Source organism: Enterovibrio coralii (genome assembly GCF_001559595.1).
GTDB classification, from domain to species: domain Bacteria; phylum Pseudomonadota; class Gammaproteobacteria; order Enterobacterales; family Vibrionaceae; genus Enterovibrio; species Enterovibrio coralii.
In genome coordinates, this window is sequence record NZ_LNTY01000043.1 from 69754 (window position 1) to 82992 (window position 13239).

At 47.4% G+C, this 13239-nt stretch carries 9 protein-coding genes and 4 pseudogenes; 9 read left to right on the forward strand and 4 right to left on the reverse strand.

What is annotated here, in order from left to right:
- Nucleotides 1-229 precede the first annotated feature (229 nt).
- From ATN88_RS16670 to cydH, 4 genes are all read right to left on the reverse strand, one after another.
- On the reverse strand, nt 230-829 hold the full coding sequence (locus ATN88_RS16670; protein WP_067418407.1) for a GTP cyclohydrolase II: 600 nt from the start codon (nt 827-829) through the stop codon (nt 230-232).
- A 161-nt stretch (nt 830-990) separates the two neighbouring features.
- A complete protein-coding gene (locus tag ATN88_RS16675) occupies nt 991-1512 on the reverse strand; it encodes a maltose acetyltransferase domain-containing protein (protein ID WP_232313345.1) in 522 nt (173 codons plus the stop codon).
- Nucleotides 1513-1555: 43 nt separating this feature from the next.
- Nucleotides 1556-2779 carry a patatin-like phospholipase family protein gene (locus ATN88_RS16680; RefSeq protein WP_067418410.1) on the reverse strand — a complete coding sequence of 408 codons (1224 nt, stop codon included), beginning with the start codon at nt 2777-2779 and terminating at the stop codon, nt 1556-1558.
- An 89-nt stretch (nt 2780-2868) separates the two neighbouring features.
- On the reverse strand, nt 2869-2961 hold the full coding sequence (gene cydH / locus ATN88_RS25860; RefSeq protein ID WP_157490739.1) for a cytochrome bd-I oxidase subunit CydH: 93 nt from the start codon (nt 2959-2961) through the stop codon (nt 2869-2871).
- Between the two features lie 936 nt (nt 2962-3897).
- Between cydH and ATN88_RS16685 the strand changes: the two genes are divergently transcribed.
- The 9 genes and pseudogenes from ATN88_RS16685 to ATN88_RS28950 all read left to right on the forward strand — a co-directional run.
- Complete coding sequence (locus ATN88_RS16685) at nt 3898-5400, forward strand: sodium-dependent transporter (protein ID WP_067418412.1); 1503 nt, start codon at nt 3898-3900, stop codon at nt 5398-5400.
- Nucleotides 5397-5495, forward strand: a complete 99-nt coding sequence (locus ATN88_RS25865; RefSeq protein ID WP_157490740.1) for a MetS family NSS transporter small subunit — start codon at nt 5397-5399, stop codon at nt 5493-5495. The genes ATN88_RS16685 and ATN88_RS25865 overlap by 4 nt, the downstream gene beginning before the upstream one ends.
- Before the next feature lie 170 nt (nt 5496-5665).
- A complete protein-coding gene (locus ATN88_RS16690) occupies nt 5666-6388 on the forward strand; it encodes a response regulator (protein ID WP_067418524.1) in 723 nt (240 codons plus the stop codon).
- Nucleotides 6378-7819: pseudogene (locus tag ATN88_RS16695) on the forward strand (ATP-binding protein). Before ATN88_RS16690 ends, ATN88_RS16695 begins: the two are co-directional and overlap by 11 nt.
- A gap of 2 nt (nt 7820-7821) precedes the next feature.
- Nucleotides 7822-9072 (forward strand): ABC transporter substrate-binding protein, encoded by a 1251-nt coding sequence (locus ATN88_RS16700; RefSeq protein ID WP_067418414.1) that lies wholly within the window; start codon nt 7822-7824, stop codon nt 9070-9072.
- Between the two features lie 284 nt (nt 9073-9356).
- Nucleotides 9357-10661, forward strand: coding sequence for a sn-glycerol-3-phosphate ABC transporter substrate-binding protein UgpB (gene ugpB, locus ATN88_RS16705; RefSeq protein ID WP_067418416.1), 1305 nt, complete (start codon nt 9357-9359; stop codon nt 10659-10661).
- A gap of 106 nt (nt 10662-10767) precedes the next feature.
- Nucleotides 10768-11648 (forward strand): annotated as a pseudogene (gene ugpA, locus ATN88_RS16710) (sn-glycerol-3-phosphate ABC transporter permease UgpA).
- Nucleotides 11648-12495: pseudogene (ugpE, locus tag ATN88_RS16715) on the forward strand (sn-glycerol-3-phosphate ABC transporter permease UgpE). The pseudogenes ugpA and ugpE overlap by 1 nt, the downstream one beginning before the upstream one ends.
- A 129-nt stretch (nt 12496-12624) precedes the next feature.
- Nucleotides 12625-12956, forward strand: a pseudogene (locus ATN88_RS28950) (ATP-binding cassette domain-containing protein); the annotation flags it as partial.
- Between the last annotated feature and the right edge of the window lie 283 nt (nt 12957-13239).

Here is a 13239-nt window from a genome sequence, read left to right on the forward strand (position 1 = left end):
TAGCAATCAGTTAAATTAACTTGAGATCAAGACTGAGGGGTTGCTGCAAACTTCCAATTGCTCTCACTGCAATTGCGAGTTACTTCACTGAACCGATGTTGTATTTTTAGACCTGAAAAGCCTAGATAACTAGACCGCGCATCAACTATGTCTAGCCGTGATATTCAGCCAAAGAAAAAGCCCAGCAAATATGCTGGGCTTTTGAGTATGTTCTAGATGCTGTGCTTTGTCAGTTCAACTGCAACTTGTGTTTACCGTGTGACACCTTGGCCTTCAGGTACATTTTGTTGCCGTCTTTCAGGTGAGCTTCTGTACCAACAACCGCTTCTAGTTCAATGCCGTAGCTTTGAATATCTTTGATCTTTTTAGGGTTGTTCGTGATAAGACGGATTGTACTCACTCCCAAAGCCTTCAGCATGTCTGCTGCGTCTTCGAAAGTTCTCAGGTCATCTGCGAAGCCTAGGTGATTGTTTGCTTCGTAGGTGTTCATGCCCTGACTTTGCAATTCATACGCATCCAATTTGTTGTAAAGACCAATGCCTCTACCTTCTTGACGCAAGTACAGCAAAATACCGCCTTGCTCACCCATTTTCTGGATGGTTTCTTCTAGCTGTTCACCGCAGTCACAACGAGACGAATGGAAAACATCGCCAGTGAGACATTCTGAGTGCATGCGAACCAGGGGGGCACCCTGCTGTTTGTCAGCGCATTGGAAGATGATTGCGACGTGCTCTTTATTCGAGTTCAAACCATCGAATGACAGGATTTCAGCAGGAATCTTACTTCCCACTCCAACATTCAACGGGACTCTTGCTCTAATTTTTGCCATCGACTGTAATACTCTGTTATGTCGGCGTTAACCGAGGTGTACTGCCTATATTGCGACATCGATGTCAGAATTGTTATAATATAACGCTTCTCTCGATGTGGCGGGCAATCGTAACAGAAGTCCAGCACCACTGCCAGTAACGAATCAACGCAGGCGTCTTACTACGGCCGCCGGATTCCCCGCGACAACGGCAAATGCTCAACATCGCCTTCCACCACTGACCCTGCATCTATCACGGCTCCCTCGCCAATCGATACGCCAGCTTTTATGACACTGTTACCGCCAATTACTACGTTGTTGCCAATAATTATAGGCAATGAGATCTCGTTATCGCCATTTTGCTGTTCAAGCGGCAACAAACCTTGGGTCGTCGTGTAAAGGCCAACTGCGGGTCCAATCAGCACGTTATTGCCTATTTCGATGTGCCCACTATCAATAACTGTACAGTTGGGGCCAAAGGCAACATTGTTCCCCAAATTCAGGTTCATCCCGTACGTACACGTAAAGGGAGCCTCGATCACAACCCCCTTTCCACGTCTCGCAAACAACTTGGTGATGACCATGTCTTGCTTGTCGGTGTCGGCAGGATCAACCGCGTTGAGCTCCTGACAAAGCCTTCTAGAAGCAAAACGAAATTGAGTAAGTTCTGGATCAGCAGGACTGTATGGCAGTCCCTGCTGCATTTTTTCAAATTCAGTCAAAGTTCTTCCCTGAAAAAGTAGGTCTCTACTTCCCGACGGTAGAGAGCGTGTTTAGCGCACTGGCATATTGGTTTAAGAATGCTCTGCCCATTTCATGCCCTTGAAAGTAGTCCAGCTTTAATTGGAATGATTTGCTGAGTAACGCACTGCTTTCAAGTGGCGCATCCGGCGCAATTTGCATCAGCAATGTGCGGGCCGGCGGGTTCGCCATAAAATCGATGGCATCATGGTAACTTTGATAGTGCTTCGTCAGCATATCAAACATATCCGCGCTCACGCGATGTCCACTCATTGCCTGAAGACGATAAATAGACTCACCACCAAACAACCATCTGCCGCCGTTCTTGTTCAGCTTATCTGGCACCATTTCTCTGAGTTTATGCCAAATTGGTTCTTGGTGGTTTTCTTTATAACGCGTCTTAAGTGTATGAACATGCTGTTGAACATGCCCATGGAAATCTTGCAGCTTCTCTAGCCTGTCTTCGACGTTAAATTTCTCGAAATACTGTGGCAGCTTTTCTTCCATCCGTGATTTCAGGTTATCAAGGAAAGCAGGCGCGACTGGGTGCTCCTCTTCTTCCTCTTCCACTGGCTCTGTACGAATAACAACAATGATATCCGCACCACGATGGTAAGCCTCTTTCGCGGGGATCGCTCCACTCACACCACCATCAACAAAGTGATGGTCTCCAATCTGAACACTTTCAGGGTAAAGCAGTGGAATGGCGCACGTGGCCTTCAACACGTCGAGATAATTCTCTTCTAGCAGATGAAAGTACTCGGCTTCCAATGTATGCGTATTGGTGACACAGGCGTACGCTTTGCGATTTTTAAGAATTTGCTGCGCCTGCTCGACACGCAATCCATCTGGATGGTTAGGACCTGCCGCCTCTAATGCCCAGTCTAAGTCCATAAACTGTTGGCGGCGCACGTACTTCATCAGATTAAAGAATCGTTCGTGTGTGGTGTATTCGGTAATGAAGCGAAAGCCAAAACCACGTTGACGCGTGATGTATGACGAGAGGTTGAGTGCGCCTGCAGACGTGCCTATGTATAAATCAAAGGGGTCAAAGTCAGCTTCAAGGAAAGCATCTAAAACCCCTGCGGTAAAGACACCTCGTTGACCACCACCTTGGGCGACAAGAGCGACTCTTAGTTTGCGTTGAGGCGTAGAGGAAAGATACGGGTGACGTTTGTACCGATCATCGACTGTTAGTGATGAACCTTTCTTTACATTGGAGCTCTGCACACCGACCTCGGAGAGAATGCCGTTCTAAATTCCGAACCATTCTACTCAAGGACGCTGCTACAGAGCCAACAATTTGTGCAACAACGCCATTATGAATAGACGATTGCGACCGTCGCAAAGGTGATGATGCCTGCAAGTGCTGCAAATGCAGTGAATAAAGCAATTTTTAAATTCGTGTCCATTTTTTCCGCTCCCAAACCACGCCAAGCAACATTGCTTTTACATATACATAATGTAGAGCTAACGCCGAATCAAGCAGCAATACACACAATTTGAAACTATCCCCCTTTGAAGGTAAAGGTTATGTTTCAAAATGTGACACAATGCATAAAGCCAGTCACACCAGTACTTATCAGAATCTTTGACTAGAAAAACTGTCGTAATGAATAACCAGAACACAAAGTGTTACACCGCATAATGAGCGAAATATCACTTCAAGTTTAAGCACCTAAAAACACCATTTATGTGGTGAGAAAAATATAGAAACCCGCACCTATTTTCACAAACAATTAACAGGCACATTTATTTTGACCTCTAAATATATTCACTTTTTTCTCATTATTATTTAGCGAGTTACAATGCACAAAAATCTATGCTCAGACAAACAGCCTTCACACTTTTGCACCTTCATTCTTACCTACTGATGTAATTTTGAGCACTTAATCAAAAATTCGAACTAAAACGCATTTTTGTGCATTTTTCACCCAGTTGGCTGTTGAAGTGAAATTACTACATTTCACCAAGCGAAATATTTTAATTAGCGCAATACACCATACATATTCCATTTACATTTAGAATAGTTCGCACAAGAACGTTTTATTAACATCATCTCCCTTAGTTCAGTATAAAGGTGAGAGATTCTTGCTATTGATTTGTCAATAACCAACGCTTACTCTGCTATCAACCTTACTTGTAGATGAATATATTGCATATCAGTAAGGGAACAATTCCAAACACAACAAGGTTGACCTAACACCACGAAGCCAATGTGTTTAGCAGGCAGAAACACAAAAAAAACATACTGCCAACAACCCAAGCACAATCACTCACGCTCTGCGAAATGATGCGCTTTGCGCTGAGTCACCATGGACTGGTGTTAGCAACAACAAGGAGAAGTTATGAAAAGAGAACAATGGGGCTCTCGCGCAGGTTTTGTCCTCGCGGCAGTGGGCTCCGCTATCGGGTTGGGGAACATCTGGCGTTTCCCTTATATGGCGTACGAAAACGGCGGCGGTGCATTCTTTATCCCTTACCTTTTTGCCATGCTGACCGCTGGTATTCCTTTTATGATCATGGAATTTGGCATGGGCCATAAGTTCCGTGGCTCTGCACCGGTTGTATTCTCAAAACTCAACACCAAGTATGAATGGCTGGGTTGGTTCCAAGTAGGTATTGCGGCGACAATCGCAGTTTACTACGTGGCAGTCATCGGCTGGGCGTTCTCTTACTTTGGTTTCTCATTTACACAAAGCTGGGGCGCAGACACTAACGCCTTCTTCTTTGGTGAGTACCTGCAATTAGGCGGTGACAACTCTCCGAGCAAACTGGGTAGCATCCAATGGCACATTGCGTTGCCGCTTGCTCTGGCTTGGGCAATTACCTTTGCCGCTGTATTTACCGGCGTAAAAGGCGGTATCGAACGTGCAAGCAAGATCATGATGCCTCTACTGTTCATCATGATTCTTCTTCTGATCGCACGTGTTGCTTTCCTGCCAGGTGCAGTAGATGGTCTGAACTACCTGTTCACGCCTGATTTCAGTAAACTGGGCGATGCGAAAGTATGGTCAGCCGCTTACGGACAGATCTTCTTTACCCTGTCTGTAGGTTTCGCAATCATGTTGGCGTACTCAAGCTACCTGCCATCTAAATCAGACGTTAACAACAATGCTTGTATGACGGTTCTGATTAACTGTGGCTTCTCGATGATGGCCGGTGTCCTTATCTTCTCTATCCTTGGCTACATGGCCCAAGAGCAAGGTAAAGCCGTGACAGAAGTCGTCAGTGCGGGCGTAGGTCTGGCATTTGTTACTCTGCCACAGGCGATTAACTTGCTGCCTGCACCTTATATCTTAGGCCCACTGCTGTTCTTGTCTCTTGCAGTTGCGGGTATCAGCTCTCACATCTCAATCATTGAAGCAGTAACGTCGGCGATCATCGACAAGCTGAACGTAAGCCGTAAGAAAGCAGCGTCAGTCGTATGTGGTGTAGGTTTCGTTGTATCCATGGCGTTCGCAACGAATGGCGGTCTGTTGCTGCTTGATCTGGTTGACTACTTCATGAACAACGTTGCACTGCTGGGTAGCTGTCTGGTTGAACTGATTATCATCGGCTGGCTGATCAAAACCTCTGACATCCGTGCGCACGTTAACAGTGTTTCAGAGTTCTCTGTAGGTATCTGGCTGGAAATCTGTGTTCGTTTCTTGAGCCCATTGATGCTGGCGTGGATCGTAAGCACCAACCTGCTGAACACTTTCCGCGAAGGTTACGGCGGCTACGCACAAAGCGACCTAATGCTGCTAGGTTGGGGTGTCACTGCAGCACTGCTAATCGTCGGTATCGTTGTTAACGTGGCTTCACGTCCAGCGAAAGAAACAGCACAAGTTGAGGAGGCTAACGCATGACAACAGGCGCAATCATCATGATGCTGATTGGTTTCGGCATCACTTGGGGCGGAGCGGCTTGGTGTATCAGCCGAGCAATCAAAGCCAGCAAGTAAACACAAAACTGAACAAGCCCCGCTCTTCGCGGGGCTTTTTTGATGCTGAAATCACCTAACTCGTCAGTTTTTGACTTCCATTAAGCAAAATGCACCTCTCACGCTAGCACTGCACTTTATTCTCAAAGATAATATGCCAATTACTGAAAAGAATAAGAGGAATGCTCCGCATGCTAAATCAGAAGCGGATTTTGGTTGTTGACGATGATTTGGAGATCCGTGAACTGCTACAAGAATACTTGTCTAAAGCAGGTTACGACGTCACAACAGCACAAAATGGGTTAGAAATGAAAGCCAAGCTGGCCGTTCAATACCCAGACCTTATTCTTCTCGACATCATGCTGCCTGGCGACGATGGTTTTACGCTGTGTAAATACGTTCGCCAAGACTCTAGCGTACCTATCATCATGTTGACGGCGGTTTCCGACGAAACAGACCAAATCATTGGTCTAGAGTTGGGTGCGGACGACTATATCGCTAAGCCTTTCAGCCCGCGTCAATTGGTTGCACGTATTCGCGCCCTACTCCGCCGTACGCAACAACTTCAAGAAACGACCATGTCCAAGCCCAAGGCTATTCGCTTTGCACAATGGCGTTTGGATCCCGTCACTCAGCGATTGAACCATCAGGTTACGGGGCAAGAAGTCGAGATGACCTCGGCAGATTTCGCGTTGCTGATGCTGTTTCTTGAAAACCCGCAAACCTTGCTGGATAGAAATGCTATTTCTAATGCCATTCGAGGGCGCGATGCACAACCTCAGGAGCGTGGTATTGATGTGCAACTCAGCCGCCTACGTCAGCGCCTTAAAGACAACGGTAAGCAATCCACCATCATTAAAACGGTTCGCGGCAACGGCTACATGTTCGTAGCAGACATTACCTATGAATCTTAATTTCAAGCACTACTTCTGGCCGCGTTCTCTGTTATCGAGAACGCTTGTCCTTACCGTCCTTTCCGTGATCCTCGCGCAAGGTATCGCCAGTGTTTACTGGTATACCCAATCTAAAGAGCGAGAGATCGACGGTTTACGCGCAGCCTCTGAAAGCATGGCGGAGATGTTTGCCTCTACCACAGCATTCTTCCAATCACTGCCTGTGGAATACCGACACATCGCGCTCGACCAATTGAGAAACATGGGTGGTGCGCGCTTCTTCGTGTCCTTTAATAAAGAAGAAATCCGCATCGATCCGATTCCTGAGAATGCAGCGAAAGAAGAAGCTGTCTCTGCGATTAAACAGGTGCTTGAACGCAAACTGCCAAACGTAAAAGACGTGTTGGTGGAGTTTTCTCAGCCTGAAACACTGCGCGTGTTAAACAACAACCTTCTGCTGTCAGACCTTCCTAAGTCTTGGGCGCACCATACGCTGACAATGGAACCTCTGAACCCACCAATCTTGGTGGTTCAAATTGAATTAGCGAAAGAGCAATGGGTATATCTGGCCGCAGTACTTCCTGCACCGTACGTCACCCTAGATAATGAGATTGTAAATACCGACCAGATTGTCTTTCTCGGCGTGATCACAACCCTTCTCTTGTTGTTCACATACACGCTGATCCGAAACCAAACGCGCCCACTCAAGCGTCTTGCGTTAGCAGCAAACAAATTAAGTACTGACATTGAACAACCACAACTGGTTGAAGAAGGTGCTTCAGAAATTGCTACCGTGACCCGAGCATTCAACGTAATGCAAAAGCGTCTTCAACGTTATATGCATGACCGAGAGAAACTGTTTGGTTCTATCTCTCATGATTTGAAAACGCCGATCACCCGCTTACGCCTTCGTGCTGAGTTGATCGATGATGAAGTGCAAGCTGCCAAGATAAACAAAGACTTGGATGAGCTTGAAATCATGGTAAAAGGCGCACTTCAGACCGTAAAAGACACGGATATCCATGAGAATGTCGAGCAATTAGACGTTCTACAGATACTGAACAGCATTGCTGAAGTTCACAACCAACAACGTGAGCGCGTCTTTATTCGTGGTGTCCAAAAACAAGCGTTCTCTTGTAAGCCGTTGGCTTTCAAACGCTGCCTGACCAACTTGGTCGACAATGGCGTGAAATATGGCGATGAAGTCACGGTGTACATCCATGACAGCGATAAGTCTCTCGACATCACGCTTATCGATAATGGCCCAGGTATTCCAGAAGAGTACTTAAAGAAGGTCTTCGACCCTTACTTCCGCCTTCATACCGACCTTCACGCACAGGCCTTGGATTAGGTATCGCGAAGAACATTATTCGTGCACACGGTGGTGAGATTATTTTGTCCAACCGACCGAGCAGCGGTCTACAAATCGACATAGCTTTTCCCAAGGTATAGCAATGAATCTTAAGCCATTGTTACTGACGCTGAGCATTGCATTTCCTGTATTCGCATCAGATAACCAAGAACTTGAAGTGCTTCACTGGTGGACAAGTGGCGGCGAAGCGGCCGCTGTAGATTCTCTGAAGCAAAAAATGAAAGAAGAAGGCCGTCCGTGGAAGGACTTCGCGGTTGCGGGCCTAGCTGGTGAAAGCGCAACCAACACATTGCGTATCCGCGCCCTTTCGGGCAATCCACCGGATGTCGCGCAAATTAAGGGGCCGGAGATCCAAGAATGGGGCACAGCGGGCTTTCTTACCGACCTCAATGACATTGCTGAGGAACAGCGTTGGAGCCGATTGGTGCCAAGCCGTGTCGCGGATTATTTAAAGGTCAACGATAAGTTTGTGGCTGTGCCGTTTAACATTCACCGCGTTAATTGGCTTTGGGCAAACCCGGAAATCTTCGAGAAAGCTGGCGCAAAACTGCCAGAAACATTGGATGATTTCTTCGTCGCTGCGGAGAAGATAAAAACTGCAGGCTACATTCCCCTTGCTTTGGGTAACGAGCCTTGGCAGGAAACTACCCTGTTTGAATCTATCGCTCTCGCTGTCATGGGCTCAGACCAATTCCGAAAAGCGTTTATAGAGGGTGACTCAGAAGCGTTGTCGAGCGACAAACTGCGTGAGTCGCTTGAGATCTTCCGCCGCATGAAACAATACACAGACGCCGATGCACCGGGGAGAAACTGGAGTGACACCACGTCTTTGGTCATAGAAGGCAAAGCGGCCATGCAAATGATGGGCGACTGGGCGAAAGGCGAGTTCATTGCTGCGAAGAAACAGGAAGGCACAGATTATGTCTGTATTCCTGCGCCGGGAACGGCGAATCAGTTTTCTTTCAACGTTGATAGCTTCGTGTTTTTCAAAAACGGCGACCCAGACACCATCAAATCTCAGAAAGCACTGGCGACGTTAATCTTAGAGCCGGAGTTTCAGAAGGAATTCAACCTAACAAAAGGTTCGATCCCGGTTCGCGTTGATATGGACATGACTGACTTTGATGGGTGCGCACAGCAATCTATGGAAGCCTTTTTGCGCGCTGCTGCTACAGATAACCTCGTAGCCAGCCTTTCGCATAATATGGCGATTGGGCGTGCGTCTCAAATCGCCATGTTTGATGTCATCTCCCGCTTTTACGAAAACGACAACGTCGACATTAACGAAACCATGCGCCATATCCGCGCAGCAGTGCTTGCCGATAAACTCTGACAGCCCCTAACGAAAGTTGCTGGTTAGTTCACATTTCCAGCAACTTTCTCATTCCTCCTATCTCGCTCTTTTCTCAAGCATCTAGTTTTTAAGAAACCCGTTTTTTGTCCGCAAAATTATCCACATCGTGATCTGTGCACGTAACACTTTCCTTGTAGCGGTGTTATAACAAAATTGTAACATTGCGCTCATATAAACACTCTATAGTGCTCACTCGAACATATATATGCTCGTTAGAAACTAACCAATTAACTGCATAAAAACAGGCTTACAAGGAGTTATCTATGAAGCTGGGCAACATAGCTTTACTTACTTCTCTTTCACTGGCGTTTTCAGGACCCGCCCTTTCAGCGACCGAAATTGAATGGTGGCATGCCATGGGTGGCAACCTCGGCGAAAAAGTGAATGAGATCGCTGACAAATTCAATGCCAGCCAAACTGAGTTCGTCGTCAAGCCCGTTTACAAAGGGAACTACACAGAAACCATGACAGGTGCAGTTGCCGCATTTAGGGCTAAGCAACAGCCAGAAATTGTTCAAGTGTTCGAAGTGGGTACGGCAACCATGATGTCCGCCAAAGGTGCTATTTACCCCGTGTATGAGCTGATGGCGGATACCAAAACCGAATTCAACCCAGCGGACTACCTTGCTTCTGTCACCGGTTACTACACCGACAGCGACGGCAATATGCTTTCAATGCCGTTTAACAGTTCGACTCCCGTTCTTTACTACAACAAAGATCTGCTGAAAAAAGCAGGTGTAGAGCCACCAAAAACATGGGAAGAAATGGACGCAGTCGCCGACAAACTGCTAGCAAATGGAGCGAAATGTGGTTTCACCACAGGTTGGCAGTCATGGACACAAATTGAAAACTTCGGTGCAAGACACAACGCGCCGATTGCAACTGCCAACAATGGCTTTGACAGCACTGACGCGAAGCTAACGATCAACGACAAGATCTTTGTCGATCACATCAATCAACTCGCAGAATGGCAGAAAGACGGTACGTTCAAATACGGTGGACGCCGCTCTGACAGCGCACCGCTGTTTTACAGTGGCGAATGTGCCATGTACATCAATTCATCCGCATCTTATGCCGGCATCAAAGGCAATGTGAAAGACTTCGAGTTTGGGGTAGCACAGCTTCCTTACTGGGAATCGAAAATCAAACAGCCACAAAACTCCATCATTGGTGGTGCAACCCTTTGGGTTCTGCAAGGTCACGACAAAAAGGATTATGAAGGCGTCGCTGAGTTCTTCAAATTCCTGTCAGGCCAAGAGATTCAAGCAGATTGGCACCAGTTCACTGGCTACTTGCCTATCACCTATGCCGCGTATGACTTGAGCAAAGAGCAAGGTTTTTACGACAAGAATCCAGGCACTGACGTAGCAATTACGCAAATGACGTCTGTTGAACCAACGCCGGCTTCTAAAGGCATCCGTCTGGGTAACTTCGTGCAAATCCGCGATGTCATCAACGAAGAGCTTGAGAATGTTTGGGCAGGTAAAGCGAGTGCGCAAGATGCACTGAATAAAGCCACCGAACGCGGCAATGCACTTCTAGCAAAATTTGCGAAAGCAAACAAATAAGTAAACGACACACCCAATCAGCTTGAAGGCACATGCGTGCAGGTTGCTTGGGTTGTTATGGGGCGTCTCACCGCCCCTTTCTCTCTTTCGTTTAAAGCAGGTTGTTATGGACAACAAACCCGTCTTTCATAATGTATGGCTACCTGTGTTGCTGCTTGCTCCACAGCTAATTATCACATTCATCTTCTTTTTATGGCCTGCAGGACAAGCTGTATGGCAATCCGCATTGCTTGAAGACCCTTTCGGTTTGAGTACCGAGTTTGTCGGCTTAGAGAACTTCTTCGAACTCCTTCAAGACAGCACCTATTTTTCGAGCTTCGGCACCACCCTCTTTTTTAGTTTTGCTGTCGCTGGATTAGCCTTTGTGTTTCTTTGCTTTTAGCGGTCATGGCAGACCATGCCATTAAAGGCGCAACAGCCTACAAGACACTATTGATTTGGCCTTATGCGGTTGCTCCAGCCGTAGCCGGTGTTTTATGGCTGTTCATGTTTAATCCAACAGTCGGTGTCTTGGCGCATGGAATGGCGGCACTTGGCATTGGCTGGAACCCTTTTATAAACAGTGGCGATGCCATGTTTATGGTGATTGTTGCCGCCACATGGAAACAGATCAGCTACAACTTTCTGTTTTTCTTAGCGGGACTGCAATCCATTCCACGCTCCTTGATTGAAGCCGCTGCCATCGATGGCGCGGGGCCTGTTAAGCGCTTTTTCACCATCATTTTCCCGCTTCTTTCACCCACATCCTTTTTCCTCTTAGTGGTGAATTTGGTGTACGCCTTCTTCGATACCTTTGGTGTTATTCACGCCATGACGCAAGGCGGCCCCGGCGATTCAACCACTACCTTGGTTTACAAAGTGTATTCCGACGGGTTCGTGGGACTGAACCTTGGTTCTTCCGCTGCACAATCGGTGCTTCTGATGTTCTTGGTAGGCGCGTTAACCGTCGTTCAATTTAAATATGTTGAGAAGAAGGTGGCTTACTGATGGTAGAAAGACGCCCACTACTTACCCTTTTCAGTCACCTAATTTTAATCTTGGGTGTACTTGCGGTTGCCCTGCCCGTTTGGCTTGCGCTCACTGCGGCAACACACGACAGCAAAGAGTTCGTCAGCGGTATGACGCCGCTTTGGTTTGGCGATAAAGGCTTTGATGTTTTCAATGAAGTACTCACCGAAGGCACGTCACGTGAGCTGAACATCAGCGTTGCGGGCATGCTATGGAACTCGACGCTCATGGCGTTAGGGATTGCGTTCGGCAAACTCTCGATCTCAATCTTGTCAGCCTATGCGGTTGTGTACTTTCGCTTCCCCGGCAGAATGCTCGCGTTCTGGGTCATATTTATGACCTTAATGCTGCCTGTCGAGGTGCGTATTATGCCGACCTTCCAAGTCATCGCTGATTTAAGCATGCTGAATACCATGTCGGGGTTAACCATTCCGTTGATTGCCAGTGCAACCGCAACCTTTTTGTTCCGGCAGTTTTTCCTCACCGTCCCAGGAGAGTTGTTGGAAGCAGCACGAATCGACGGAGCCGGCCCCATCAAGTTCTTCTTCGACATCTTGCTTCCCTTATCACGCACCAACATTGCACCTTGTTCGTGATCACTTTTATCTACGGCTGGAACCAGTATCTATGGCCGCTTCTCATCACCACGGATGACAATTACTACACCATCGTCATGAGTATTCAACGCATGCTGGCGGTTGGTGACGGTGAAGTGGAATGGAACAAAGTCATGGCCACAACACTGTTGGCAATGATTCCACCCGTGCTCGTGGTATTAGGGATGCAGAGACTTTTCGTCAAAGGCCTTGTAGAGACAGAAAAATAAGAGATGGAAACCGCTCTTTTCACAGAGGACACGTGAATGGCAACAATGACGCTAGAAAAAATTAAGAAAGTCTACCCGAACGGCTTTAAGGCCATACACGGGGTGGATTTAGATATTGATGATGGAGAAATGATTGTACTCGTTGGCCCGAGCGGATGCGGTAAATCGACACTGCTACGCATGATTGCGGGTTTAGAAACAATCAGCGATGGGACGCTCAATATTGGCGGCGACCGCGTTAATGAAAAAGAACCCGGCGAGCGAGATATCGCATGGTGTTCCAAAACTACGCGCTTTATCCGCACATGACAGTGTTCAACAACATGGCCTACGGGCTTCGAAACCGTGGTGTACCCAAAGATGAGATAGAAACCACGGTCACAGACGTCGCCAAAATGCTCGAACTTGACCACTTGCTGCAACGCAGACCGTCTCAGTTGTCTGGTGGTCAACGTCAGCGTGTTGCAATGGGACGTGCAATAGTACGACGACCAAAAGCCTTTTTGTTCGACGAACCCTTGTCCAACCTTGATGCCAAGCTTCGTGTGCAAATGCGCCTCGAAATCAAAAAGTTACAGCGCACGCTGAATACCACATCTATCTATGTGACGCATGACCAAGTTGAAGCCATGACGCTAGCAGACAGATTGGTGGTACTAAATGGTGGTGATGTCGAACAAGTTGGCACCCCGCTAGAGGTGTATGACAGCCCTGCATCTCTTTTTGTGGCCACCTTTATCGGCA

Excerpts from the sequence above, each read along its gene's own strand:
- ATN88_RS16670 (WP_067418407.1), bottom strand. The coding sequence starts at position 829 with ATGGCAAAAATTAGAGCAAGAGTCCCGTTGAATGTTGGAGTGGGAAGT.
- ATN88_RS16675 (WP_232313345.1), bottom strand. The coding sequence starts at position 1,512 with ATGCAGCAGGGACTGCCATACAGTCCTGCTGATCCAGAACTTACTCAA.
- cydH (WP_157490739.1), bottom strand. The coding sequence starts at position 2,961 with ATGGACACGAATTTAAAAATTGCTTTATTCACTGCATTTGCAGCACTT.
- ATN88_RS16685 (WP_067418412.1), top strand. The coding sequence starts at position 3,898 with ATGAAAAGAGAACAATGGGGCTCTCGCGCAGGTTTTGTCCTCGCGGCA.
- ATN88_RS25865 (WP_157490740.1), top strand. The coding sequence starts at position 5,397 with ATGACAACAGGCGCAATCATCATGATGCTGATTGGTTTCGGCATCACT.
- ATN88_RS16690 (WP_067418524.1), top strand. The coding sequence starts at position 5,666 with ATGCTAAATCAGAAGCGGATTTTGGTTGTTGACGATGATTTGGAGATC.
- ATN88_RS16700 (WP_067418414.1), top strand. The coding sequence starts at position 7,822 with ATGAATCTTAAGCCATTGTTACTGACGCTGAGCATTGCATTTCCTGTA.
- ugpB (WP_067418416.1), top strand. The coding sequence starts at position 9,357 with ATGAAGCTGGGCAACATAGCTTTACTTACTTCTCTTTCACTGGCGTTT.